At 42.3% G+C, this 23,348-nt stretch carries 28 protein-coding genes; 9 read left to right on the top strand and 19 right to left on the bottom strand.

Translation table 11 applies throughout. The features are described from left to right. The 13 genes from ttdB to glmM all read right to left on the bottom strand — a co-directional run bounded on the left by ttdB (position 1) and on the right by glmM (position 11,052). Positions 1–621, bottom strand: coding sequence for a L(+)-tartrate dehydratase subunit beta (ttdB, locus tag OFO01_RS03180; protein ID WP_270858726.1), 621 nt, complete (start codon positions 619–621; stop codon positions 1–3). Beyond that, a complete protein-coding gene (gene ttdA, locus OFO01_RS03175; protein ID WP_270858725.1) occupies positions 614–1,507 on the bottom strand; it encodes a L(+)-tartrate dehydratase subunit alpha in 894 nt (297 codons plus the stop codon). Before ttdA ends, ttdB begins: the two co-directional genes overlap by 8 nt. Before the next feature lie 9 nt (positions 1,508–1,516). Further along, a complete protein-coding gene (gene larB / locus OFO01_RS03170) occupies positions 1,517–2,263 on the bottom strand; it encodes a nickel pincer cofactor biosynthesis protein LarB (RefSeq protein ID WP_270858724.1) in 747 nt (248 codons plus the stop codon). Continuing rightward, entirely contained in the window at positions 2,250–3,026 is a 777-nt protein-coding gene (larE, locus tag OFO01_RS03165) for an ATP-dependent sacrificial sulfur transferase LarE (protein ID WP_333720418.1), read from the bottom strand. Before larE ends, larB begins: the two co-directional genes overlap by 14 nt. Beyond that, on the bottom strand, positions 3,001–4,203 hold the full coding sequence (gene larC / locus OFO01_RS03160; RefSeq protein ID WP_270858722.1) for a nickel pincer cofactor biosynthesis protein LarC: 1,203 nt from the start codon (positions 4,201–4,203) through the stop codon (positions 3,001–3,003). Before larC ends, larE begins: the two co-directional genes overlap by 26 nt. After that, positions 4,200–5,450 carry a nickel-dependent lactate racemase gene (larA, locus tag OFO01_RS03155; protein ID WP_270858721.1) on the bottom strand — a complete coding sequence of 417 codons (1,251 nt, stop codon included), beginning with the start codon at positions 5,448–5,450 and terminating at the stop codon, positions 4,200–4,202. Before larA ends, larC begins: the two co-directional genes overlap by 4 nt. 169 nt (positions 5,451–5,619) lie before the next feature. Beyond that, positions 5,620–6,435: a transporter substrate-binding domain-containing protein gene (locus OFO01_RS03150; RefSeq protein ID WP_270858720.1), complete on the bottom strand. Its 816-nt coding sequence runs from the start codon at positions 6,433–6,435 to the stop codon at positions 5,620–5,622. A 93-nt stretch (positions 6,436–6,528) separates the two neighbouring features. Further along, on the bottom strand, positions 6,529–7,200 hold the full coding sequence (ung, locus tag OFO01_RS03145) for a uracil-DNA glycosylase (protein WP_270858719.1): 672 nt from the start codon (positions 7,198–7,200) through the stop codon (positions 6,529–6,531). Between the two features lie 18 nt (positions 7,201–7,218). Further along, positions 7,219–8,382 carry a Na+/H+ antiporter NhaA gene (nhaA, locus tag OFO01_RS03140; RefSeq protein ID WP_270858718.1) on the bottom strand — a complete coding sequence of 388 codons (1,164 nt, stop codon included), beginning with the start codon at positions 8,380–8,382 and terminating at the stop codon, positions 7,219–7,221. Positions 8,383–8,434: 52 nt separating this feature from the next. Beyond that, positions 8,435–8,866, bottom strand: coding sequence for a CopD family protein (locus tag OFO01_RS03135; RefSeq protein WP_270858717.1), 432 nt, complete (start codon positions 8,864–8,866; stop codon positions 8,435–8,437). An 11-nt stretch (positions 8,867–8,877) separates the two neighbouring features. After that, a complete protein-coding gene (locus tag OFO01_RS03130) occupies positions 8,878–9,270 on the bottom strand; it encodes an SHOCT domain-containing protein (protein ID WP_270858716.1) in 393 nt (130 codons plus the stop codon). Beyond that, positions 9,267–9,719: a signal peptidase II gene (lspA, locus tag OFO01_RS03125; RefSeq protein WP_270858715.1), complete on the bottom strand. Its 453-nt coding sequence runs from the start codon at positions 9,717–9,719 to the stop codon at positions 9,267–9,269. Before lspA ends, OFO01_RS03130 begins: the two co-directional genes overlap by 4 nt. Then, positions 9,712–11,052 (bottom strand): phosphoglucosamine mutase, encoded by a 1,341-nt coding sequence (gene glmM / locus OFO01_RS03120; RefSeq protein WP_270858714.1) that lies wholly within the window; start codon positions 11,050–11,052, stop codon positions 9,712–9,714. The genes lspA and glmM overlap by 8 nt, the downstream gene beginning before the upstream one ends. A 150-nt stretch (positions 11,053–11,202) precedes the next feature. Here glmM and rpsT point away from each other — a divergent pair, with 150 nt between their 5' ends. From rpsT to OFO01_RS03100, 4 genes are all read left to right on the top strand, one after another. After that, positions 11,203–11,472 carry a 30S ribosomal protein S20 gene (gene rpsT / locus OFO01_RS03115; RefSeq protein ID WP_270858713.1) on the top strand — a complete coding sequence of 90 codons (270 nt, stop codon included), beginning with the start codon at positions 11,203–11,205 and terminating at the stop codon, positions 11,470–11,472. A gap of 10 nt (positions 11,473–11,482) precedes the next feature. Next, positions 11,483–12,550: a peptide chain release factor 1 gene (prfA, locus tag OFO01_RS03110; RefSeq protein ID WP_270858712.1), complete on the top strand. Its 1,068-nt coding sequence runs from the start codon at positions 11,483–11,485 to the stop codon at positions 12,548–12,550. Positions 12,551–12,649: 99 nt separating this feature from the next. Beyond that, a complete protein-coding gene (locus OFO01_RS03105) occupies positions 12,650–13,093 on the top strand; it encodes a hypothetical protein (RefSeq protein ID WP_270858711.1) in 444 nt (147 codons plus the stop codon). A gap of 74 nt (positions 13,094–13,167) precedes the next feature. After that, positions 13,168–14,010: a universal stress protein gene (locus OFO01_RS03100; protein WP_270858710.1), complete on the top strand. Its 843-nt coding sequence runs from the start codon at positions 13,168–13,170 to the stop codon at positions 14,008–14,010. A gap of 94 nt (positions 14,011–14,104) precedes the next feature. On the opposite strand, the gene OFO01_RS03095 is transcribed toward OFO01_RS03100, so the two are convergent. The 4 genes from OFO01_RS03095 to OFO01_RS03080 all read right to left on the bottom strand — a co-directional run bounded on the left by OFO01_RS03095 (position 14,105) and on the right by OFO01_RS03080 (position 17,019). Then, entirely contained in the window at positions 14,105–14,398 is a 294-nt protein-coding gene (locus OFO01_RS03095) for an HIRAN domain-containing protein (protein WP_270858709.1), read from the bottom strand. Positions 14,399–14,462: 64 nt separating this feature from the next. Then, positions 14,463–15,632, bottom strand: a complete 1,170-nt coding sequence (locus OFO01_RS03090; RefSeq protein WP_270858708.1) for a MalY/PatB family protein — start codon at positions 15,630–15,632, stop codon at positions 14,463–14,465. A 1-nt stretch (position 15,633) separates the two neighbouring features. Next, entirely contained in the window at positions 15,634–16,476 is an 843-nt protein-coding gene (locus OFO01_RS03085; RefSeq protein WP_270858707.1) for a DUF3737 family protein, read from the bottom strand. 99 nt (positions 16,477–16,575) lie between these two features. Next, a complete protein-coding gene (locus tag OFO01_RS03080) occupies positions 16,576–17,019 on the bottom strand; it encodes a hypothetical protein (protein ID WP_270858706.1) in 444 nt (147 codons plus the stop codon). A 113-nt stretch (positions 17,020–17,132) separates the two neighbouring features. Between OFO01_RS03080 and OFO01_RS03075 the strand changes: the two genes are divergently transcribed. From OFO01_RS03075 to OFO01_RS03055, 5 genes are all read left to right on the top strand, one after another. Continuing rightward, positions 17,133–17,618 carry a hypothetical protein gene (locus tag OFO01_RS03075; protein WP_270858705.1) on the top strand — a complete coding sequence of 162 codons (486 nt, stop codon included), beginning with the start codon at positions 17,133–17,135 and terminating at the stop codon, positions 17,616–17,618. A 226-nt stretch (positions 17,619–17,844) separates the two neighbouring features. Next, positions 17,845–18,309, top strand: coding sequence for a cyclic pyranopterin monophosphate synthase MoaC (gene moaC / locus OFO01_RS03070; protein WP_270858704.1), 465 nt, complete (start codon positions 17,845–17,847; stop codon positions 18,307–18,309). After that, positions 18,296–18,544, top strand: coding sequence for an HP0495 family protein (locus tag OFO01_RS03065; protein ID WP_270858703.1), 249 nt, complete (start codon positions 18,296–18,298; stop codon positions 18,542–18,544). Before moaC ends, OFO01_RS03065 begins: the two co-directional genes overlap by 14 nt. 8 nt (positions 18,545–18,552) lie before the next feature. Then, a complete protein-coding gene (locus OFO01_RS03060; RefSeq protein WP_270858702.1) occupies positions 18,553–19,770 on the top strand; it encodes a hypothetical protein in 1,218 nt (405 codons plus the stop codon). After that, complete coding sequence (locus OFO01_RS03055) at positions 19,767–20,105, top strand: hypothetical protein (RefSeq protein ID WP_270858701.1); 339 nt, start codon at positions 19,767–19,769, stop codon at positions 20,103–20,105. Before OFO01_RS03060 ends, OFO01_RS03055 begins: the two co-directional genes overlap by 4 nt. Before the next feature lie 43 nt (positions 20,106–20,148). Here OFO01_RS03055 and recJ read toward each other — a convergent pair whose 3' ends face one another. Beyond that, a complete protein-coding gene (gene recJ, locus OFO01_RS03050; RefSeq protein ID WP_270858700.1) occupies positions 20,149–21,726 on the bottom strand; it encodes a single-stranded-DNA-specific exonuclease RecJ in 1,578 nt (525 codons plus the stop codon). Next, positions 21,716–23,347, bottom strand: a complete 1,632-nt coding sequence (locus tag OFO01_RS03045) for a CTP synthase (protein WP_270858699.1) — start codon at positions 23,345–23,347, stop codon at positions 21,716–21,718. The genes recJ and OFO01_RS03045 overlap by 11 nt, the downstream gene beginning before the upstream one ends. Position 23,348: the final 1 nt, after the last annotated feature.

The following is a 23,348-nucleotide window of genomic DNA, read 5'->3' as shown; positions in this document are numbered from 1 at the left end:
CTATTTTATGAAGCTAACTTCTGGCAAAATTTCCGCTAACGCCTCATCTTTTTTCTTGTTAAATTCAACCTTATTTTTCTCAAAAAGATTATTGCCTTTCGCGTCGATTGATACGATTAGTGGGCCAAATTCTTTGACTTTGCAATTCCACAAGGTCTCTGGCATACCAAGCTCCATCCAATCAGCGCTTACAATCTCCTCGACCTCCATAGCAGCGATTACTGCGCACCCTGCCGGGAAAACGCAGTGCAATGCGCCAAAATCCTTGCAACCATTTTCTGTATTGCTAGCCATTCCCCCCTTGCCTACGATTACTCTAACGCCCGTTTTTTCGATAAATTCATACTCGAATTTCTCCATACGCATACTTGTCGTAGGTCCTACCGAGACGATTTCGTATCTATCCTCGCCACCAGCGCTTGTTTTTTTGATAATAGGGCCTGCGTGCAGTATCGCCCCACCACGGATATCAAGTGGCAAAGGCATATTTTTTTCGACCACGCGCCTGTGAGCCACATCGCGACAAGTTACGATATTTCCGCTTAGATAAATGATATCGCCAATTTTAATATCCTCTAAATCCTCCCTAGAAATCGGAGTTTGCAAAATTTTCTTATTCATATTTATAGTCCTTATGAGATGTCACGGTAAAGCTTAAATCGCCGTTCCAAACGATATTCGCGCGTCTGTGCGACCAGCAGCCTGTATTTACAGCCACAGCGATGACTGAGGGGTGACGGGCTGAGTTTTCGATATGCACGCCAAGCACCGAGCTGGCTCCGCCCATGCCTTGCGGGCCAAGGCCGATTTTGTTAATGCCATCTTCTAGCAATTTTTCGGTTTTTGCGGCGCGCTCGTTTGGATTATGCTTTCCAAGCGGGCGAAACAAAGCTTTTTTAGAAAGCAACGACGCCACATCTATCGAGGTTGCCACGCCCACGCCCACGACTAGCGGCGGACAGGCGTTTAGGCCATAGCTTGTCATTATATCCATTACGAATTTCACCACGCCCTCATAGCCCATACCAGGCATTAGCACGCCAGCTTTTCCAGGAAGCGTGCAGCCACCTCCTGCCATGTATGTGTCAATCTCGCATTTATCGCTACCTGGCACAATTTCCCAAAAGATCGAAGGCACATCTTTTCCGACATTTTTGCCAGTGTTGTATTCATCAAAGGTCTCGACGCTGTTGTGGCGAAGTGGAGCTTCTTTTGTCGCTCGCAAGACACTTTCACGCAAAATTTGCTCTAATTCGCCAATTAGCGGGAATTTCGCACCACATTTTACAAAAAACTGAATCGCGCCAGTATCTTGACAAGAGGGGCGATTTAGCTCTTTGGCAAGCTCTTGGTTTTTAAACATCGTCTCATAAATCGTCTTTGCTAGTGGCGCATTTTCTTTGCTCGCTAGCTCCTTTAATTTCGCCGTGACATCATCTGGCAAAATTTTGCCACTGTATCCGACGAGACTAGCCATGACGGCGGTCATTTTCTCTACATTTTCCACACTCTCTCCTTATAAATGGTTGATTATACTCGCATTATACGCTGCGCCGTATCCGTTGTCGATATTTACGACACTAATGCCGTTTGCGCACGAATTTAGCATACCAAGCAAGGCTGCCACACCACCAAAACTCGCCCCATATCCCACGCTTGTAGGCACGGCGATGACCGGGGCTTTGACAAGGCCTGCAATCACGCTAGGAAGGGCTCCTTCCATGCCTGCTATGACGATTAGGACTTTGGCTTTTTGGATTTCATCAAGCTTCAAAAACAGCCTATTTATCCCAGCCACGCCAACATCGGTGATTTTGCGCACATCATTACCCAAAAATTTCGCCGTCTCGTATGCCTCTTCCACAGCGTAAGAATCAGATGTGCCAGCCGAAATGATACCGATATAACTTTCGGTAAGTTTTGGCTCGTTTATGATAATGCTTATCGTGCGGCCGATCTCGTTAAATTTGGCAAGCGGGAAGTCCTTTTGCAAAATCTCAGCCACCTGCGAATTTGTGCGCGTGATTAAGACATTGTTGCCATTTTTCACACACTCGCGCGCGATTGCCAAAGTCGCCTCAGCACTTTTTCCCTCGCCATAAATCACCTCGCCTACCCCACTTCTAAGCTCTCTTTGCATATCGACCTTAGCGCAGCCGATATCAGAAAATGGGTAGTTTGCGAAATACTCGACGACCTTTTCATCAGAAATTTTGCCACCCTTGATTTGGGCGATTAAGTCCAAAATTTCAGCCTTTTTCATTTAAAACTTCCTTTCTAAAACCCTTTAAATCGAGCAAAATTTCATTAATTTGCGGAATTTCATCTATTTTTTGAATAATTTTTGCAAAATTTTCACTCGCCACAAATTCGCTCATCAGCGCTCTTGGCATTTCGATTTTTAAATTTCGCCCATTATAGCGCGCTCTGATATTTGCAAAGCCGTTTTGTATGAGTAAATTTTCCACACGCTCGATTAATCTCAAATCATCTGCGCTAAATTCGCGCCCGTGAGGCAAACGAGTTAGCAAACACGCAAAGCTAGGCAAGTCCGCACTTTCTAGGCGCAGGGTGCGTGAATACTCCCTAATTTGGGCTTTGGTTAAATTTATCAGTGGCGAAATGACGCCAAGCTCGCGCACGGCGCGAAGTCCTGGGCGATCTTCGCCTAAATCATCTTTGTTTGTGCCGTCTGCGAAATTTGAAAATCCCAAATTTCGCCCAAATTTAATTAAATTTTCGAATAAATTTTTTTTGCATAAATAACAGCGATTTTGCGGATTATTCGCGATTTCTTGCGGTGTTTGGAGTTCTAAAATTTCGTGGCGAAATTTGTGAATTTTAGCAAAATTTATAGCCTGCGAAATTTCGCGTTCGCTCATATATGGCGTTTTTATGGTAAGCGCGATGAAATTTGCGCCCAAGATTTCACTTGCCACGCAGGCTAAAAACGAGCTATCCACCCCGCCAGAAAAGGCCAGGGCGAGATTTTTAAGCCCTCTAATCTCTTCCTTTAAAGTTTCCATTTTCATACTCTTTGATCGCCGCAGCTCGCACCGTAGCGATATTTGTGCCAAATTTTTGTGCCAAATTTTTGCAATCATCAAATTCAGGTTTGATTTTTTCTCCGCCCTCAAATTTGCAAATTTTAATCCTAACCTCGCCAAATTTCGTATTCACAGCGCGAATTTGGCGTGGAAGCTCTGTTTTTTGCACAGAAATTTCACGCACCCCAATCGCCGTGGTATGGCGGAAAATCAGCTCTTTTAGCGCGGGCGCATCGCAAGATTTAGATAGCACGCTAAGCTTCGTGCCAAGGCGCGATTTTTTCATATTCACGGCCTCGCTAAACACATCAAGTGCGCCAGCATTTAGTAAAATTTCACTCGCTAGCGCCAAGCCCTCAGCGTCCATATCATCGATATTTGTCTCGATTAAAACCTGCCCTGATTGCCTCATGCCCTCATCTTCGCAAATCATAATTTTAAGCAAATTTGCAAATTTAGCTTCCTTGCTTCCAGCCCCGTATCCAGTGCGCAAAATTTTAGCACTAAATTCGGCGCAAAATTCGCTCGTTAGAGCCTTTGCGATACCTGCGCCAGTAGGTGTCGTCTGCTCGAAATCACCGCCAAATTTCACAGGCGCGCCAGATAAAATTTCACTCACCGCAGGCGCTGGCACGCTTAAAATTCCGTGAGCGCACTTCACAAATCCCCCACCAAGGGCAAGTGGCGAGCAAAGCACTCGCGAAATCCCAAGCGATTCGAAGCAAATTGCGCTTCCTACGATATCGACTATGCTATCTGTGCAGCCAACCTCGTGGAAATGGACATTTTCTAGGCTACTTTGGTGGATTTTTGCCTCCGCTTCGCCGATGATAGTAAAAATTTCGATTGATTTTTCTTTTACAAATTCGCTTAAATTTGAAGAATTTATTAAATTTACAATGTCTTTAAAAGTGCGTCCATGCTCATAGAAATGGGGTGTCGTGCTCCATTTGCGCTTTAAAATCACATCTACCTTCGTAGCGCTTATGCCGGATTTTAAAACCTTTTTGGCGCAAATTTCATACTCATTAGAAATTCCTAGCTTTGCAAGGCTGTGTTTTAAGAAGCCAAAATCTACGCCAAGGTCGATAAATGCGCCAAGGCACATATCTCCGCTAATGCCACTGGCGCAGTCTAAATAGATAAATTTACTCAAATTTTTGGAACCGTCATTGAACCAAATGGTAAAATCACAATCTTAGCGTCTTTACCCTTCTCACCAAGCGCGTCATCTAGGGCTTTTTGCAAATCATGATATGGCTTTAAATGCACAGCTCTCATCTCATCGTCGCTTAGATCGCTAACCGCCCAAGTCTGCGCCCAAAGCCCAATTTCAGCCATTTTGCCAGCTTTGTGATAGCCTAGGTGAAATTCCTCTTGGATTTTTTCTAGCACTTTTTGTGGCGTATCGGCTGATGCCATGAGGTTAAAAAACGGCTTAGGGCCGATTCCTGTGCGACATTTGGCTACCATGATAAGCACGCCACCCTGGGCTAGGGCTAGTTTGCCGTTATCTAGCGCTTTTTGCGCTTGGTATAGATCCACATCCATAGGATATGGTGCTACTGAGATTACGATATCAGCTTTTTGAGGGATTTTGACGCAAAATACCTCTTCTGCTTTTTCGATACAATCATAAAATGTATCGTTTAAATCGCCACTATTTACATAATAAATATTATGGTCACTATCTAGCACCGTCATAATCGCAAATACATCGATATGAGTTAGCACCTTCATCGCATCGACCATATCCTCATGCACGGGATTGCCCTCTAATCGCAAAGCCTGCGCGTCGTGGCTAAGGGCTAGTTTGTGGTTTTGCTCGATAGTTTCGTATTTGGCAACGCCTGGCAAAAACGCCTTTCTACCGCCTGTGTAACCCGCGAAATAGTGCGGTTCGACCGAGCCGATTGGGATAACCTTTTTCGCGTTTGCTACGATTTTGTTTAGATACATTTGGGTTTTGTTGCTACTCTCGCCCAAATAGACCATTTCATCGTTTTTAGAATCGTGGCTGTGAGCCTCGCCTTTGGCCTTGACCTCAGCCCAAATTTCTTTTGAAAAAATCATCTCATACTCATCTTCGGTCGGATCTCTGTGGCAGCCGTTTGCGATAATGAAAGTTTTCTTTTTATCGCGAATTTTTGGATAAATTTCTTTTAAAATTTTAGATGTCGGAGTTGGGCGCGTGCCGTCATTTACGATGATTACGATCTCTTCATCACCACTGATAAACTCATCAAAAGTTTTTTGATTTATCGGATTTTGCATTGCTTTTTTGATAAGCTCAGCCTCGTCAAATTTCTCAACCTTATTCGGATTGAAAATCCCCAAAAGATTTTTTTCGTCAAAATTTATGTTTAAAACATCATCTTTGCCATAACGAATTGGAACTTGCATTTTTCACCCCTTAAAATAAATTTAAATCATTAGATTGTATCAAAAATTTTATTTAAAAGAGATTTATGTCACAAAAATTTAACTTAATTATCAAAATTTAAGGTTTTTTAGCGATAAACAACCTTGCTAAACGCAAATTTAGCAAGGCGAAATTTTAAAAATTTAAAGCTTAAAGTAGATTATAAATATCATCTAGCAAGAAGTATTTTTTCTCGGCTGTGCCCTTGTAATATGGGGAAATGTGGTTGTTAAACTCTGTTTCAAAAAAGCCGGTTTTAGATAGCTCCACAAGCGCAGCGTCGATTGCTTTTAGCAAATCTGTGTTGCCCTTTTGCACGCCGATTGAGTTAAACTCAGAGGCTCCGAGGTTTTTTTGTGGGACTTCGACATTTCTATTTATCACTGGAAACGCCATTACGATGATGTTTTCATCAGCATAGGCATCGCCTTGATTTTCAAGTAGCGCCCTAGCACAGCCACCAGCGCTATCGCACTCTTTGATAGCATAGCCTTGTTTTTGGAAATATTTTTCGCCGATACTTCCTGGCATGGCTAGGATTGTTTTGTCTTTTAGATCTTTTATGCTTGTTATCGCGTCTGCTTTGCGGGTTAGGATACCGACATTTACGCTAAAATACGGGCTAGAAAAATCAGCGAGCTTCTCGGTCTCGGCGGTAGGGACTAGGGTCGAGACAGCCATATCCACAGCGCCATCTTGCAACAATCTATAAGAGGTCTCATCGTTTGCAGAGGCTACGAACTCCACCTTTCCCTCGCCGTCTGCGAAAATTTTCGCAGCCACAGCCTCGGCTAAGGTTATTTCAAAACCTTCGTATTTGTCACCATTTAACTTGCCAAATGGAGCCTCGTCATCATGGACGGCTATTATAATTGTTCCGCTAGATTTGATTTCTGCTAGGCTTTTGGCGCAAACTCCGCTAAAAAGTAGCGCACTAGAAGCAAACGCAAATAAAAATTTATTCATTTTTTTCCTTTTTTTAGATAGATAAAATTTAGGCGCTGATTATATACTTAAATTGTTTAATTAAATTTTAAAATACATAGTATTTTTATAAATTTACCAAAGTATTGTATTTTTACCTTTTAAAGCTAAATATTCATTACATTTACTAAAATGTCTGCACCCAAAAAACCCACCGCGCGCTAATGGGCTAGGGTGCGGGGCTGTGAGGATTAAATGGCGATTTGCGTCGATCAAATTTGCCTTTTTTATGGCGAAATTTCCCCAGAGCATAAAGACTAAATTTTCGCAGTTTTCGCTGATTTTGGCGATTATGGCGTCTGTAAATTCGCCCCAGCCAAGCTTAGCGTGCGAATTTGGCGCACCTTCGCTCACGCTTAGAGTAGAGTTTAGTAGTAGCACGCCCTGCCTCGCCCACGGGGTCAAATCGCCCCCACTTATGGCGCACGAGCCGATGTCTGCGATGATTTCTTTGAAAATATTTTTTAAGCTTGGCGGGATTTTTACCCCCTCTGGCACGCTAAATGCCAACCCCATAGCCTCGCCTGCGCCGTGGTAGGGGTCTTGACCTATGATTACGACTTTTAAGCTTGAAAGCGAGGTCAAATTTAGGGCGTTAAAGATTAAATTTAGCGGCGGGTAAATTTGGGTAGTTTGTGAAATTTGAGCTAAATTTCGCTCTAAATTTTTGAAATTTTGACTTTGAAATTCGGCGCGCAGTAGATCTCTCCACTCGCGCGCACTAAGAAATGAGGCTAAATTTAACACTAAATTTTGCCCCTAAATTTAGGCTGGTTTTGGTCCTACGGCCTTAGCCACGATATATCCGACCAGACCTGAGACGATAGAGCCGATGAAAACAGCGAGTTTGTCTGTGTGATGATAAATGTCGCTTCCGCCATAAGCTAAGCCATCGACAAATAGCGCCATTGTAAATCCAATACCGCAAATTATGCTTACAGCGTATAGTTGCGCCCAGTTTGCGTTTTCTGGCAGGTAGGCGATTTTGCCCTTGATAAGTAGCCAACTAAATGCGAAAATTCCAAATTGTTTGCCGAAAAATAGGCCAAGCGCGATACCCATTGGAACTGGGCCAAATAGATAGCTAGGACTCATGCCAGCTAGGCTTACACCCGCATTTGCAAAGGCAAAAATCGGCAAAATGAAAAAATTCACAGGATATGCAAGTCCGTGCTCCATATCTTTTAGCATTGAGCCAGAGCGAGTTTGCAATGGGATACAAAATCCAGCCACAACGCCAGCGATTGTCGCGTGGATACCAGAGTTTAGCACCATTACCCACAAAATAAGCGACATAATGACGAAAAGCAGTTTTTTATCTACCTTCATTTTATTCATTATAAACATAATCGCCACGCAAATTCCTGCGCCGATTAGGTAAGAGATATTTATCGTAGATGAGTAGAAAAGCGCAATAATCAAAATCGCGCACAAATCGTCCATAATCGCTAGTGTTAAGACGAAAATTTTAAGACTTGCTGGAATTCTTTTGCCAAGTAGTGCCATTACGCCCACGGCAAAGGCAATATCAGTAGCCGTAGGAATCGCCCAGCCTTTAAGCGCCTCGCTATCGCCCCAGTTAAGTATCGTAAAGATAATCGCAGGCGCCATAACACCGCCAAGAGCGGCAAAGCTAGGAAGCAAAATTTGAGAAAAATGGCGAAGCTGACCTTCGATTTTTTCGCGTTTTAGCTCCAAACCGATAGCGAAGAAAAATATCGCCATTAAAAAGTCGTTTATCCAAAAGTGCATATCCTCATCGAGTTTTAGTTTGCCGATACCCATGACGATGTGCGTGTGGATAAACTCGCGATAATACGGAGATAAAATATCGACATTTTGTGCGATGATAGCAAATACTGCGGATAAAAGGAGGATTACGCCAGCACTACTTTCGCTGGATAGGATTTTTTTGATTATGCGTTGCATGATTCTCCCTTTGAACAAATTTGTCTATTTTAGTATAAATTTCATTAAATTCTCATTGATTTGGCATGATTAACATAGCATAAAGTATGCCTATCATCAGAATCGTTGGAATTTCATTTAGCGCACGGAAATACTTGCCACTTTTTTTACAGGCGTCTTTTTCGAATTTAATCAAATAATAATGAAGCCAAAAATGATAAGCCACCATTAAAACAGCGCAAAGTAATTTTAGGTGGAAATAGCCCATTTTCATAAGTCCCGGATTTAGCAAAATCAGCATAACCGCGCTAAAAATCGTAACCGCCAAAGCTATCCAGCCAATGGCGTGATAGAGCATTTTTTCCATTTTTTTCACAACTTTGACAAAATTTGGATTGTCCAAATTCTCAGCGTGATAAACATATAGGCGCGGCAGATAAAACAGCATCGCCATCCACGAAATAAAGCCCACAAAGTGGATAAATTTAAACCAATAATAACTCATTTTCCTTCCTTTCAATCTCTCATTAAAATATCTTTTCTAGCTTCAAATTCTTCCTTGCTAATCGCCCCTTTTTGAAAAAGCTCGTATAGGGCCTCTACCTTTTTAAGACGCTGTGAATAATCCTCAGCCACGCCTTCGCCGGCTTCTTCGTTGATATCCTCGACCCAAATTCCTACGAAAAATAGGTCAAAAAGCACCCAAAGAAGCCAAATCGGCAAAATCACAAGCCCTAGCAAAAAATACAGCGTAAAAATCCCAGCCCAATACAGCCCGATTTGCGCAAATCCACTGACAAATTTACCACAATAAATTCGGTGCAAACCGCCACCAATCGGCAATCCCACAGCCCACGAAAAAGCTCCGGCAAACCACAGCGCATACGCGATATAATTGTTTCTTTTCAAATTTTGCCTTTCTTTGAAATTTTCAAATTTTGCCACAAAAATATGACAATTGCTAAATCAATCATCACATCGGCAAAGTTAAAAACCGCAAATTCAAACCATTTGTGCCACGCCACATAATCCACAACTCCGCCGTGGATAAAGCGATCAAGCACATTTGAAACCCCGCCTCCAAGCAAAATGCCAAAAGGCAGATAGTGCGCGTTAAAAAGCTCTTTTTGGCTAAAAACATACCAAGCCAAAAGCGCGATTAGCCCAAGCTGGATAAATTTCAAACTCTCGCCCAAAAAAGCTAACATCGAAAACGCTACGCCTCTATTAAAGGTCAGTATCAGCGAAAAATACTCACCCTCCCACGAAAAACCATTTAAAAATATAAATTTTATAAATTGATCAAGTGCCAAAACAAGCGTAAAAATCAGGACAAATTTAATAAATTTTCTAGTCATTTAACGCTTTTTTGAAAAATTTCTCTGCTTCGTTCGCCCATTTTTCCAGAGCTTTTGCGTTTTTGCCCTCAAAAAGCAAACGGATCAAATTTTCCGTGCCAGAGTAGCGAAACAGCGTGCGAATTTTATCTTTTTTGATCTCTTCTTCAAGCTCTTTTAATCCAGCGATTTTTTCAAGCGGTTTTTTATTTGTAATCTTTAAATTTCGCAAAATTTGCGGATACGGCTTGATTAAATTTGCTAGTTCGCTCGCTTTTTTATTCATACCGAGCATACACGCTGCAAATTGAAGCGCAGAGGCGATTCCATCGCCTGTTTTAGCATAATCGCCAAAAATCACATGTCCGCTTTGCTCGCCGCCGAAATTCGCCTTTTTCTCTTTCATCATTTCAAGCACAAATTTATCGCCCACACTGCATCTATGCACAGAAATTTTGTGTTTTGCCAAAAAATCATCAAGCGCGCCGTTACTCATCACGGTTGCGATGATTTGGTCGTTTTGAAGCTTGCCAAGCTCTTTTAGATACAGCGCCAAAACGCCAAGCAAAATATCTCCGTGTAAAATTTGACCGCTATCATCGACTACGACTAATCTATCAGCGTCCCCGTCAAAGGCAAATCCCACATCAGCGCGCAATCTTTTTACTTCGCTTGCCAAATTTTGCGGAGCCAAGGCGCCACAATTTTCGTTGATATTTTTTCCATTTGGCTCATCGCCTAGGACTATCACTTCTGCGCCAAGCTCGCTAAACACCGTCGGAGCGACCTTGTAGCTTGCGCCGTTTGCGCAATCAAGCACAATGCGAAGTCCATGCAGGGTTTTGTTTTTTGGAAATGAATTTTTAAGCTGGACGATATATCTGCCAATAACATCATCGACGCGCCTTGCCACGCCGATTTCCATCATTTGTTTTCTAGCCTCGGCGATTAGCTCGTCGCTAAAATAGATTTTTTCGATTTCAGCTTCCTCTTTTTCATCGAGTTTAAAGCCCGTGTGATCGAAAAATTTAATGCCGTTATCATAGTATGGATTATGCGAAGCGCTTATCATGATTCCGCCATCACAGCGCATATCCTCTGTCAAAAACGCGATTGCTGGGGTCGGCATAGGGCCTATTTGACGAACATTGTATCCCACGCTAGTAAGTCCAGCCACAATCGCAGTTTCTATCATATAGCCACTTCGCCTAGTGTCTTTGCCGACTAAAATCATATTTGTAACGGAATTTTTCCTAAAATAAATTCCAGCCGCCATAGCTAATCTCATAGCAAGTTCGGCTGTCAAAAACTCGCCCGCTCTGCCCCTGACGCCGTCAGTTCCGAAAAGTTTCATAAATTTAATCCTTTATAAATCAAAATTCTCGCAATATTAGCAAAAAAAGTTTAATAATCGAATTTCTTTTAAAAATTGCTTAATTTCAGCAACGCTTAAAATTTTTGTAGTATAATCACGAGTTTAATATTTTCATTTAAAGGGATAAAAATGGCAAATCACAAATCAGCCGAAAAACGCGCTAGACAAACTGTGAAAAAAACAGAGCGCAATAGATTTTACCGCACAAGAGTAAAAAACATGACAAGAGCGGTAAGAGAAGCAGTAGATAGTAAAGACCTAGCAGCAGCCGAGGCAGCGCTAAAAGTAGTTAATCAAAGCTTCCACGCTTTCGTTAGCCGTGGATTTTTGAAAAAAGAAACTGCAAGCAGAAAAGTTAGCCGCTTGGCAAAACTAGTAAATACACTAAAAGTCGCATAATTATCATTAAATGTTAGCCCAAAAATTACAACCCTTTTTAGACCGATACGAGGAGCTTTCACGGCTCCTTAGTGATCCAGGTATCGCAAGCGATATTTCAAATATGACAAAGCTTTCCAAAGAGCAAAGAGGTATCGAACCGATAAAAAACGCCGCAGATAGGTATATAAAGGTTGTCGCTGATATCGAGGAAAACAAAAATTTATTAGGCGATCCTGAGCTTGGCGAGCTTGCCAAAGAGGAACTTAAAAATTTAGAACTCGAAAAAGACGAACTCGAAGAGCAAATCAAAATTTTACTTCTTCCAAAAGATCCAAATGATGATAAAAATATCTTCCTTGAAATTCGCGCTGGAACTGGCGGCGACGAGGCCGCGCTTTTTGCGGGAGATTTGCTAGGGGCGTATTTGCGTTATGCCGAACTTCGCGGTTATAAATGCGAGATTGTCAGCCAAAGCGAAGGAAGCGTGGGTGGTTTTAAAGAAGTTATTTTGCTTGTTAAGGGCGACGGAGCGTATTCTAGGCTTAAATTCGAAGGCGGCACACACAGAGTCCAAAGGGTGCCTGAAACCGAAAGTCAAGGACGCGTGCATACCTCTGCTATCACGGTTGCTGTGATGCCTGAAATCGAAGATAGCGAAATCGAAATCAAAGATAGCGATTTGCGTATCGATGTCATGCGTAGCTCAGGGCATGGCGGACAGTCTGTAAATACAACTGATAGCGCCGTTCGTATCACGCATATACCGACAGGTCTAGTCGTAACCAACCAAGACGGTAAAAGCCAACACAAAAACAAAGAAGCTGCGATGAAGGTGCTAAAAGCTAGGCTTTATGATCTCCAAGAGCAAGAACGCCTAGAAAAAGAGCGCGCCGAACGAAAAGATCAAGTAGGCACCGGCGATAGAAGCGGTCGAATTCGCACCTATAACTACCCACAAAACCGCATTAGCGACCACCGCATAAATTTAACACTTTATCGCTTAGACGCGATAATGGCAGGCGGACTTTTTGATGAAATCATCGATCCGCTCATCACAAACGCACAGGCCGAAGCGATTGCAAACGCAGGGCTGTAAAGCTAAATTTATCTATAAATCAAATTTAATCAAAATTTTATCTGTTTTTAATGGGGAGAGCTATAATCCCCTTTTTAAATTTTAAAAAAAGGAAATTTTATGGGAATTTGGCAAAAAACTTTTGGCGGATTAGACAAGGCGTATTATTTTAGACATTTTATCTTTGGTGCAGTTTTGGCTGTGATTTTGATCTGGGCGCAAAGCTACTCAGCAGAAAGTATGAGCGCAAGGACTGGCAAGGAATTCGCTGGCATGGATTTTTTCATCTATGTATTTTATGCGATTTGCGCGTTACTCTATCCGTATGCGAGATTTGCGTATGAAAGTATCGTAAATTTCATCATTGGAAACAACTTTTTTATCGTAAATGCCGTGTTTTTGCTCATTTGGAAACTTGTAGTTATGATAGTGCTTTTTGCGTTTTCTATCATCATCGCACCCATTGGCCTAGCGTATCTATACTACTATCACACGAAAAACCGCACTTTTGATGAAAATTCGAGCGATTATTTTGAATTTATCGAAAAAGGCGATGAAAAATAAAAAATAGCAAAATTTAAACGAAATTTATTCTAAATTTTGCTATTCTCTTTCGAATTTTAATCAAAAGGATAGCTATGAGCAAAAAAGTATTTATCTGCGTTGATGAAAATGCGCTTTTAAAACCTGTTTGCGATTATGGAATCTACACTGCAAAGCGTCTTGACGCCGAGGCTGTGTTTATCCATGTAATCGAAACCCCAGAGCTTGGTCAAAATTTTTACGGACTTGCAGCTGGCGGGATAGTTTTGGGCGAAAATGATATGGTAATGTCGCAGTATGGGGCATTTGACGGCAAAGACAACGAAGTAGATGAGAGCAAAATCAAAGCATGGCTAGATAAATGCGTAGATGAGGCAAAGGCTCAGGGCGTGAGCGCTAGCGCGATTTTGCGCGACGGCGATTTTATCGAAATCATCGAAGAATACAAAGACGAGGCTAGAATTTTCGTGCTAGGCATAAAGGGCACAAACAGCGAAGATGTGGGCTTTAACGCAACTATGCTGATTAAAGAGATGAAAGTTCCGGCCCTTTTGGTAAATAAAGATTTCAGCCCAATAAACTCAGTGCTTGTGGCGTTTGACGGCACAGAGGCTGCGCAAAAAACTCTAAATTTCACAAAAGAGGCCAAGCTTCTAAAAGACGCGAAAAAATATGTCATAAATGTAAATAACGACGCCGAGGAATCGCAAAAAACGCTTGAAATCGCAAGAGAGATTTTAAAAGGCGAAAACGCCGAATTTGTAAGCGTCTCAGGCGATGTGCCGGGCGATGAGATCATCAAATATCGTCGCGCCAACAACCTAGATTTAATCGCGACTGGCGCATTTACGAAGAGTTTTTTCAAAAAGCTTTTTGTAGGAAGCGTTTCAGAGGATATCTTGCACAACGCTCTTGTGCCGATTTTAGTTTTAAGTTAAAATTTGGGGCAAATTCGCCCCAAATTTACCAAATTTCTTTAAATTTCAAAATTCTATCAAATTTCAAAATTTCACCAAATTTTGCGCCTAAATTTTAGCCTTTAAAACGGCAAATCACGCCCCGCTCACTCGCAAATAAAACTTTACCTTTTGCCTTTTTCTTAAATTTATCGTAAAGCCTGCCTGCACTCATGCTCTCGCCGATGACAGTTTTGGTGCTGTTTGCGACATAGCCGATTTTGCCAAAACCCTCCAATTTCACGACGATTGCCTCGCGGTCGTATTTATTATCTGGCTCTTTTTCGAGATTTACGACCATATTTTCCTTCAAAAATTCCCACCCATAGTAGAAATTCAGCCCAGTGATTGTGAAATAAATCTTTTTCATTTCGCGCTCCTTTCCTAAAATTTCCACTATTTTAGCGTGAAATTTTGACATATTATGTCGAAATTTAAATTTGTCCTTCCCATAAATCAAGCGCAGTTTTTAGCCTAGATAGACCATCAATCACATTTTTGCGCGAAGTTGCGATATTTAATCGCAAAAATTTCTCTCCGCCCTTGCCGTATTGCGCGCCATGGCTTAGGAAAAGCCCTGTTTTTTGGCGGATAAATTTGGCTAATTTCATGCTCTCATCGCAATACCCGCTTACATCAAGCCACATTAAATATGTCGCATTTTGCGCTACGCTACGCACTTTTGGCAGTTCGCGCGCGATAAATTCATTGGCAAATTTGCGGTTTGCGCTCACATACGCTCTCATTTCTTCTAGCCACGCTTCGCCCCTCTCAAACGCACAAATCGCCGCAATTAGCCCAAAAAAGCTAGGCTCTGCGATATCATCGCCATTTAGCGCACGGCTGACTTTTTTATGTAGTTTTGGATTTGGGGTAAAAACAGCCGCTGTTTGCAAACCAGCGATATTAAACGCCTTTGTGGGAGCTATGATATTTGCGCTTAAATTCGCGCAAATTTCACTCGCAGCGGCAAATGGAGTGTAATTTACGCCGGGCTCAGTGATATCGCAATGCACCTCATCGCTAATTACGATGACGCCGTATTTTTCGCACAACTCTCCGATTCTCATTAGCTCGTCCTTGCGCAAGGTCCTGCCGATAGGATTGTGCGGATTGCAAAGCAGTAATAACGATGTTTGCGGATCTTTTAGGCAAAATTCCAAATTTCCCCAGTCGATGAAATACTCGCCCTCTTCGTATCTAAGCTCGCAAGAAAGGGTATTTCTGCCCATATTTTTAATGCAGTAAAAAAAGCAGTTATAAACGGGCGTTAGGATTACGACATTTTCCCCGGGCGCGCTAAGCTTGCGAATTAGCGAATTTATCGCTGCTAGCGTGCCACCAGCGTAAGTTAGAGAGCCTTTTTTGATTTCGTAATTATGCCTTTTTTTCCACCACGAAGTATAGGCGTTTTCCCACTGCTCATCTAGCACGCTATATCCATACACGCGCTCTTCTAGGCGATTTTTTAATGCCTCGTAAATCTCTGGTGCTACGGCAAAATCCATATCCGCAACCCACATTGCAAGCTCGCCCTCACCTACTTCCCATTTTAGCGATTTTGTGCCAGCTCGGTTTGGCAGATTGTCAAATTCATACGCCATTTTACGCCCTTAATTCAGTGATAATCTCTGTTTTGCTCGCGTCTGTCGCGCCGTCTTGGATCAGCTCGCGGATTTTAGCGGCTTTGATTAGCCCTGAGCGCGGGTTTTTCACGCTGTCGATTTCGCCAATGATTTCGGCATGCACATCGCTAAATTCAAACGCCAAGGTCGTGTTTATGAGCTCGCAGTTTTCTAGGCGCAAATTTTGCATATAGCAAAATCCTTGCAGGCTTTCGATTTTGCAGTTTTTCAGAGTGACATTTTTGGAATTCCAGCCAAAATACTCGCCCGCGATGAAACAATCCTCGATTAGGATATTTTCGCAGTTCCAAAACGCGTCTTTGCTAAGAAGTTTTGAATTTTTGATTTTTACATTTTTGCAACCGTCAAAGCAATAATCGCCAAAAAGATTTAAATTTTGTATTTCTAAATTTTGGCAATCAAGCCCGAAATATGGGCCTTTTGCGCTGATATTTTTAAGCACGATATCCTCGCAGTGCCACAGAGTTTCTAGCGCGTCAGTGAATTGGACATTTTCAATGTGCGCATTTTTCACTCTGCGAAGCCCCTTTGGCGCGCCATAAACGCAATCGCTTAGCTTTAAATTTTGGCTATACCAAATACCTGCGCGCGCGATTTCATCGAAAAGGCAGTTTGAGATTTCGATATTTTTCGCATACCAAAACGGATATTTCCACTCAAATTTTGAGTTTTGCACGATTATGTCAGAGCTCTCTTTCAGCGGTGATTCGCCGTCGCAAAAAACGGAATTTTCTATTTTTAAATTTTTCGCGCCAAAAAGTGCTCTTTCGCCACTAAATCGCATTTGTTTTAATGTTTGCATAAATTTTCCTTGTGATAAATTTACCTTTTTATACCAAAATTTTTAAAATTTTAATAGAACAATATTGCAAATTTCTTGCCTAATTATGCAAAATTTGATTTATTTGTGTTTTGGCGTTTTGCGCAAATCAAAATAGATAAAATGCCCTGTGCTTTCGCCGTTTTCGAAAATTTCGAGCTTGTAGCGCATGATAGGGCTGTGGCAGGCTGCGACCATGATTTTAGCATGATATGAGCCGTCGTTAAAGCGGACAAGCGGGCTTTCGAAATTTCCCATATTCATGCTAATTCCTTTGATTTTTAGGGTTGGATTTTTTAGCTCGCGCAAAATCCCGCTAACCACAACCTCGCTCTCGCTCATCGCTACAATCGGCGCCGGTATGATTGCAAAGCTCGCACTCTCGCCGCCTGCATTGCTAATGCACGAGGCTGTGTTTAAATCGCACGGCAAGGAAATTTTAGTATCCCCAAATAGCTTGTCGCTATCCTCGTTTGCGTGAGTTAGACCGCATAAAAGCGCCAAAACAAGATAAAATTTTTTCATTTTTTCTCCTTGAAAATTTTTGCGTAATTTTAGGTAAAAAAGGTAAATTTTAATGATTGTTATTAAAATTTTGCTAAAATATCAGCCAAATTTTTAATGATAGGAGAGTTATTATGGATTTAAACGCACTTATGAAAATGGTTTCTGCGCTAAAAAGCGACGAGGGAAATGTCAGCAATTTCCAAGCAAACCCTACTGCATTTATCGAGAAATTTTTAGGTGTCGATCTGCCTGATGATCAAGTAAATGCCCTAATCGCCGGCGTTAGCAATAACTTTTTAAAAGGCAACACTGCAAATGCTATGGGTAATGGCGGCGGCAGCGATATGATTGGAGCTGTGCTAGGCGGACTTTTAGGCGGTGGAGAGAGAGCAAACGCAAACTCGATAGATAAATCAGGCGTAGATTTTACCGCGCTTATCGGCAAGCTTGCTGTGGCGAAATTTGACACAAACGGCGACGGCAAAATCGATATGAACGATCTAGGCGGAATCCTAGGCAATATCATCGGTGGCGGAAACAAGGCTGGTTTTGGCGCAGATAACGGCGGACAAGCTGGGCTTGATCTTGGCACATTGATGAAAATGTTTAAAGTCTGAAAATAAAAAAATATGCGAAATTCCCAAATTTCGCATATTAAAATATACTTAAATTATCATTTTTATATCACATATTAATCATTTATTTACCAAACTAGTAGTATAATCCCCCTGTCCGACAAGATAAAAACCTCCTTTTTGTATTTGCCTAGGCTTTCGGGTCTAGGCTTTTTTTATGCCCAAAAATTTGCTATAATCCCGCCAAATCAAATTCCAAGGAAAATCAATGCTAACACACATAGACGAAAACAATATACCACGCATGGTCGATGTCAGCGCCAAAGACGACACCCAGCGCTCCGCCACAGCCAGCGGGATAATCCACCTAAACGAGGCCGCATTTCACGCAGTCAAAGAGGGCGATGGCAAAAAGGGCCCCGTGCTTCAAACCGCCGTTGTAGCGGCTATCATGGGGGCAAAAAAGACAAGCGAACTAATCCCAATGTGCCACCCACTAATGATAAATTCGGTAAAAACGCAAATTGAAGAGTTACCAAACGCTTTTAAACTCTATGTTACGGTAAAAATTACTGGTAAAACAGGCGTGGAAATGGAAGCATTAACTGGCGTGAGCGTGGGCTTACTAGCCATTTATGATATGGTTAAGGCCGTGGATAAATCAATGCGCATTTCAGACATAATCTTAGAGCGCAAAGAGGGTGGCAAAAGTGGCGTGTATGTTAGAGAGTAAGCCTGTAATCGCCTATCCAGCACAGTGGAAATACAAGGTCATCATCGAGTGCGCCACGCAAAAAAAAGAAAAGATTGACGAGGTTTTAGCTAGCGAGGAATACAGCCTGAAATTTTCAAAATTTTCAAACGGCGGAAAATACGCAAGCTTCGATATTTCGGTCTTGGTAGCCAGCGAGGCTCACAGGCTGGGCGTTTTTGAGAAATTAAAGAAAAATTTTAAATTTGTATTATAGGAGAGAGTATGAAAGAGGAATTAGTAGCGAAATTTGGCGAGAATTTACGCAGCGCAAGCGAGGCGCAAATTACTGAAAGTATCGAAAATTTGGCATTTTTAGCGTGCGAAAGCGAATTTGGAAATTTAAGCAAAGATGAGAAAATCGCTAAATTTGCAACCCTTACTAGCGCGCTTTGCGCCGAGTTGCAGGAACTTAAAATTTTAAACAAATCAAACGCCAAATCTGTCATAAACGGCGCAAAAAAGGCACTTTGCGAAGAGGGCGAAAAGGAGCTTTATAGCCTGTTTTACGAATACGACGATTTGCGCAAAAAAATCCTAGCCTCACAAAGAGAGCTTTTAAATTTAGTCGAAAACGGCTACGAAAAAATCGAAAATTTGCTCCCAAATTTGGGCGAAAACGAAAAAATCATAGTCTCTGACGCTCTTGGCGAGCTTAGTAAAAACTCGCTTTTGCTTGCCGATGTTTTAAAAGAAGCTAGCGAAATGGCGTTTATCAGCGTGCTTGAAAACGGCGATGATATCGAGGATACGGCGCATTATACAGCGAAAAATATCGCATTTTACGCTATTAGCGAGGGCGAATTTACCCGCTTCCGCCTAAAAGAGATAGCCAAGCTCATCATCGAAAGCGCGATTTTCGTGGCAAACGAGAGCAAAAACACTGCCCCGGCTCTAATCCGAGGAGCCGTGCTTGGCGTGTATGATGCGATCACCAAAGTGGCTGAAAAATACCTAGACGATATGAGCGTGAGCCCTGATGAGAGCGTGCAGACCTTGGAGCAAAAAAAGGCGCAAATCGCCCAGACTAGCGACATTTTCACGGCTGTTTTAAGCGACGCAATCTCTCGCGCTGGCGAGCCAGCCAAAAGCGAAATCGAAAAATTAGCGCAAGAGGAATTTGGCGGATATTTGTCGAAATTTAAGAAAATTTATGGCGAGCTTGGCGAGGTGCTAAGCGATAAAATCAGCGAAATGAAATTTGGCGAAAAGGCCAAGGATCTAAGCGCACAATGGAAGGAAAAGGGCGAAAGGATTATCGAAAATTTCGAACTTGATGAGAAATTTGGTAGCTTTAAAAAGGAAATGAGCGAGAAGCTTAGCGAAATCAAAACGGATATGGCGAAAAATATGAGCCAAAAAGCGCGTGAAATCAGCAAAAAAGCCTATGAAAGCGCACTTGATGCGCTTGCGAAGATGAAAAACAAAGGCGAGAGCAAATGAGTGGCGAAAATAGCACCTATCCGCTAATGGGAACGAGATTTGTCCTTGACGAGGAAAAAATCCTGCGCGAGGGCAAATACCGCCCAGAAACGCTTTACGCACAGATTGACAAAATCGCTGCAAAGTGCAATATGCAAAAGGCGGATAAAAACACATATTATGCCATTAGGGGCGAAAATGGTTTTTCTGATTTAGGCAGTTTTGCTTATGTTTATTTGATAAAGGAAAAATGGTTTATCGATAATGTCAAAGAATGGTTGTGGCTTGATGAAGAAGAGGGCGATGAGGATATGATGGGAGATGTAATGGAGGTAAAACAATGGAAAAAATCCTAAATTTGGGTTAAATTCACGCTAAATTTAACCCAAATTTCATGGCTTACTCAGTCGGGCTCATCTGCTTTATCACAAGTTCTGGCGAGATTACACTTCTGAAATTATTTTTATTTATGCTAAAAATCAAATCCACTCTCTGATTTTCGCGTGGCAAAAAATCATAGTTAAACCACAGCGCCTCGACGCTGGCGCCGTTTTTTTGGATACTCATTTTGATATGTTTGCCCTCTTTGCCGATTTGGCGCACATTGCCCACACTCGCGCCACAGATATTAAAGACAGGCTTTGGATTTTTCTGCCCGTAAGGCTCGAAAAATTCCAAAATTTCAAGCAGTTCAAAGTCGATTTGCGAAACTTCTAGCTCGCCTAGCAAATCGTCCGCCGCTCTGAAATCCTCCAAATCATCAGGCGTGATTTTCGCATTTACCCTGCGCCTAAATTCCTCTAAATTCGCAGGCTCAATCCCCACACCAGCTGCACCCTTATGTCCGCCGTAAGTGGTTAAAATTTCAGCCTGCGATGAGATTAAATTTAAAATATCAAATTTCCCCACACTCCTAGCACTTCCCTTGGCGCGGTCTTCATGCACGCTAAAAACAATCGCTGGTTTTTTGTAAGTTTTGCTTAGGCGCGAAGCGACAATTCCGATAATCCCCTCGTGCCACTCATCACCCCAAACCACGATGATATTGTCGTCTTCGTTGATACTTTGCGCGATTTGCTCGTAAAGAGCTTTTTCTTCTTCTTTACGAGAATTATTAATATTATCTATCATTTTTAGGTATTGGTTTGCCTCTCTGATATCGCGCGCACACAGAAATTTATACGACATCGTCGCATCGTCCATGCGCCCCGTGCAGTTAATCAGCGGAGCAATCGTGTAGCTAATATCGTCGAATTCGAAATGTTTTTTGAAATAATGCTCTTTAATCGCCTTAAAACAAGCCCGATTTGAGTTGTTTAGCTTTTTGATACCATAGCGCAAAAGCGCCCTATTCATATCTCTAAGCTCCATCATATCGGCGATTATGGCGATGATTAGGATATCCATTAGGCTAGACATATCGTAATTCACGCCAAGGGTTTCTTTGAGCGCGCCCACTAGATACCACGCGACCTGCGCCCCGCAAATTTCGACATTTGGAAAGGTGCAGTCTGATTGTTTTGGATTGACGATAGCGTAGGCTTCTGGCAGGATTGGTGGTGGCATGTGGTGATCTGTGATGATTAAATCAATGCCCTTTTTAGCGCAAATTTGCGCTGCTTCTATCGCCGAAGTGCCGTTATCAACGGTAACAATCAGCCCGATACCCTCTAATTCGTCGATTATTTCGTTATTTAGTCCGTATCCGTCAGTGAAGCGGTTCGGGATTTTTATGACATAATCTGCGCCGATTTGGTTAAAAAAGTCGCTCATAATCACGGTGCTTACGATACCATCGACATCGTAATCACCCACGACTGCTATGCGTTCATTTTCATCAATGGCAGTTTTTATACGCAATGCAGCCTTATAGATATCTTTGAGCTGGCTTGGTAAGGGAATTTCACTAAGTTTTGTATGTTTATCATTTGCAAACCTCGATTGTAAAATTTCCCTTACTTCGTTTTTACCTAACATTTTTAATAGAAGCTTCGATAAAGCCCAAAATCGCAGGATTTGGGCGCACTAAGCGACTAGTAAATTCTGGGTGAAACTGCACACCTAGAAAAAACGGATGATTTTTTAACTCTACCGCCTCGATTAGGCCGTTTGATTCGCCACATACGATCAAACCCTCTTTTTCAAATTCGGCTCTATATTCAGGGTTTGCCTCGTATCTGTGTCTGTGGCGCTCTCTAATGGTCTTTGCACCATCGTAAATTTTGGCTAAAAGCGAGCCTTTTTTGGTATCGCAGTCGTATCCGCCAAGGCGCATAGTCCCACCTAGCGGGCTTTTGTGCGTGCGGATTTGTTTTTTGCCACTTGCATCGATAAAGCTATCGATGAGATAAATAAGCGGACTTTTGGTATTTTCGTCAAATTCGATTGAATTTGCGTCCTTTATGCCTAGCACATTTCGTGCAAATTCGATTATACATAATTGCATACCAAGGCAAATGCCTAAAAACGGCACTTTGTGCGTCCTAGCGTAATTTATGGCTAAAATTTTGCCCTCTACGCCACGCACGCCAAATCCACCAGCTACTAGCACGCCATTTACATCGCTTAGCATTTCATCTAAATTTGACTCTTCTATTTTTTCGCTATCAATCCATTTGAGATTTACCCTAGTATCCAGAGTAGCCCCTGCATGGATAATGCCCTCGGTTAGGGATTTGTAGCTCTCTTTAAGGTCGATATATTTGCCTACAAATGCGATTGTGGTCTCATTAGTCGGAGCGATTACACGCTTGACTAGACTGTCCCATTTGCTCATATCAGGCTTTAAAACCCCCAAATTTAGGAAGCTTGCAATCGGCTCTAAAATTCCTTGGCTCATAAATGCGAGTGGAATTTGATATATGCTTTGGCTATCTGGGCTTTCGATGACGCAGTTTTTATCCACGCCACAACTTAGCGCGATTTTATCCTTTAAATTTCGATTTAAAGGCATTTCAGAACGACAAATTATCATATCAGGACTGATACCGATACGGCGCAACTCGCCCACGCTGTGCTGGGTTGGTTTGGTTTTTAGCTCGCCAGCGACCTTGATATATGGAACTAGCGTTAGGTGGATATTCATGGTATTTGCGCGCCCAAGCTCCACTCTCATAGCCCTTATCGCCTCCAAAAACGGCAAGCCCTCGATATCGCCCACGGTTCCGCCGATTTCGACGATTAAAATGTCATTGTCTTCGCCCGCTTTTTTGATACGGCGCACGATTTCGCCCACGATATGTGGGATTACTTGAATAGTCTTGCCTAGATAATCCCCCCTGCGCTCGCGCTCGATTACTGCGCTATAAACTCTACCTGTGGTGAAGTTGTTATCTTGGCTTAAATTTTCGTCCAAAAATCTCTCGTAATGTCCCAAATCAAGGTCAGTTTCAGCCCCGTCATCAGTGACAAAAACCTCTCCGTGTTCTAGCGGGCTCATAGTGCCCGGATCGACATTGATGTATGGATCTGCTTTTAGCATGCGAACTTTTAGCCCCGAGTGCTTCAAAAGTGTCGCAATCGATGCCGCCGCAATACCCTTGCCAAGGGAGCTTAATACGCCACCCGTCACAAAAATATACTTCGTTTGTTTTGACATA

This window comes from Campylobacter sp. JMF_01 NE2 (genome assembly GCF_027737365.1).
Taxonomy (GTDB): domain Bacteria; phylum Campylobacterota; class Campylobacteria; order Campylobacterales; family Campylobacteraceae; genus Campylobacter_B.
Note: the sequence above shows the minus strand (reverse complement) of the source record. Positions and strands in the feature narration are given on the sequence as shown.

Bases quoted from the DNA above. Each gene is read 5' to 3' on its own strand.
- ttdB (WP_270858726.1), bottom strand. From the start codon at position 621: ATGAATAAGAAAATTTTGCAAACTCCGATTTCTAGGGAGGATTTAGAG.
- larB (WP_270858724.1), bottom strand. From the start codon at position 2,263: ATGAAAAAGGCTGAAATTTTGGACTTAATCGCCCAAATCAAGGGTGGC.
- larE (WP_333720418.1), bottom strand. From the start codon at position 3,026: ATGGAAACTTTAAAGGAAGAGATTAGAGGGCTTAAAAATCTCGCCCTG.
- larA (WP_270858721.1), bottom strand. From the start codon at position 5,450: ATGCAAGTTCCAATTCGTTATGGCAAAGATGATGTTTTAAACATAAAT.
- OFO01_RS03150 (WP_270858720.1), bottom strand. From the start codon at position 6,435: ATGAATAAATTTTTATTTGCGTTTGCTTCTAGTGCGCTACTTTTTAGC.
- nhaA (WP_270858718.1), bottom strand. From the start codon at position 8,382: ATGCAACGCATAATCAAAAAAATCCTATCCAGCGAAAGTAGTGCTGGC.
- OFO01_RS03135 (WP_270858717.1), bottom strand. From the start codon at position 8,866: ATGAGTTATTATTGGTTTAAATTTATCCACTTTGTGGGCTTTATTTCG.
- lspA (WP_270858715.1), bottom strand. From the start codon at position 9,719: ATGACTAGAAAATTTATTAAATTTGTCCTGATTTTTACGCTTGTTTTG.
- glmM (WP_270858714.1), bottom strand. From the start codon at position 11,052: ATGAAACTTTTCGGAACTGACGGCGTCAGGGGCAGAGCGGGCGAGTTT.
- rpsT (WP_270858713.1), top strand. From the start codon at position 11,203: ATGGCAAATCACAAATCAGCCGAAAAACGCGCTAGACAAACTGTGAAA.
- prfA (WP_270858712.1), top strand. From the start codon at position 11,483: ATGTTAGCCCAAAAATTACAACCCTTTTTAGACCGATACGAGGAGCTT.
- OFO01_RS03105 (WP_270858711.1), top strand. From the start codon at position 12,650: ATGGGAATTTGGCAAAAAACTTTTGGCGGATTAGACAAGGCGTATTAT.
- OFO01_RS03100 (WP_270858710.1), top strand. From the start codon at position 13,168: ATGAGCAAAAAAGTATTTATCTGCGTTGATGAAAATGCGCTTTTAAAA.
- OFO01_RS03095 (WP_270858709.1), bottom strand. From the start codon at position 14,398: ATGAAAAAGATTTATTTCACAATCACTGGGCTGAATTTCTACTATGGG.
- OFO01_RS03090 (WP_270858708.1), bottom strand. From the start codon at position 15,632: ATGGCGTATGAATTTGACAATCTGCCAAACCGAGCTGGCACAAAATCG.
- OFO01_RS03085 (WP_270858707.1), bottom strand. From the start codon at position 16,476: ATGCAAACATTAAAACAAATGCGATTTAGTGGCGAAAGAGCACTTTTT.
- OFO01_RS03080 (WP_270858706.1), bottom strand. From the start codon at position 17,019: ATGAAAAAATTTTATCTTGTTTTGGCGCTTTTATGCGGTCTAACTCAC.
- OFO01_RS03075 (WP_270858705.1), top strand. From the start codon at position 17,133: ATGGATTTAAACGCACTTATGAAAATGGTTTCTGCGCTAAAAAGCGAC.
- moaC (WP_270858704.1), top strand. From the start codon at position 17,845: ATGCTAACACACATAGACGAAAACAATATACCACGCATGGTCGATGTC.
- OFO01_RS03065 (WP_270858703.1), top strand. From the start codon at position 18,296: ATGTTAGAGAGTAAGCCTGTAATCGCCTATCCAGCACAGTGGAAATAC.
- OFO01_RS03060 (WP_270858702.1), top strand. From the start codon at position 18,553: ATGAAAGAGGAATTAGTAGCGAAATTTGGCGAGAATTTACGCAGCGCA.
- OFO01_RS03055 (WP_270858701.1), top strand. From the start codon at position 19,767: ATGAGTGGCGAAAATAGCACCTATCCGCTAATGGGAACGAGATTTGTC.
- recJ (WP_270858700.1), bottom strand. From the start codon at position 21,726: ATGTTAGGTAAAAACGAAGTAAGGGAAATTTTACAATCGAGGTTTGCA.
- OFO01_RS03045 (WP_270858699.1), bottom strand. From the start codon at position 23,347: ATGTCAAAACAAACGAAGTATATTTTTGTGACGGGTGGCGTATTAAGC.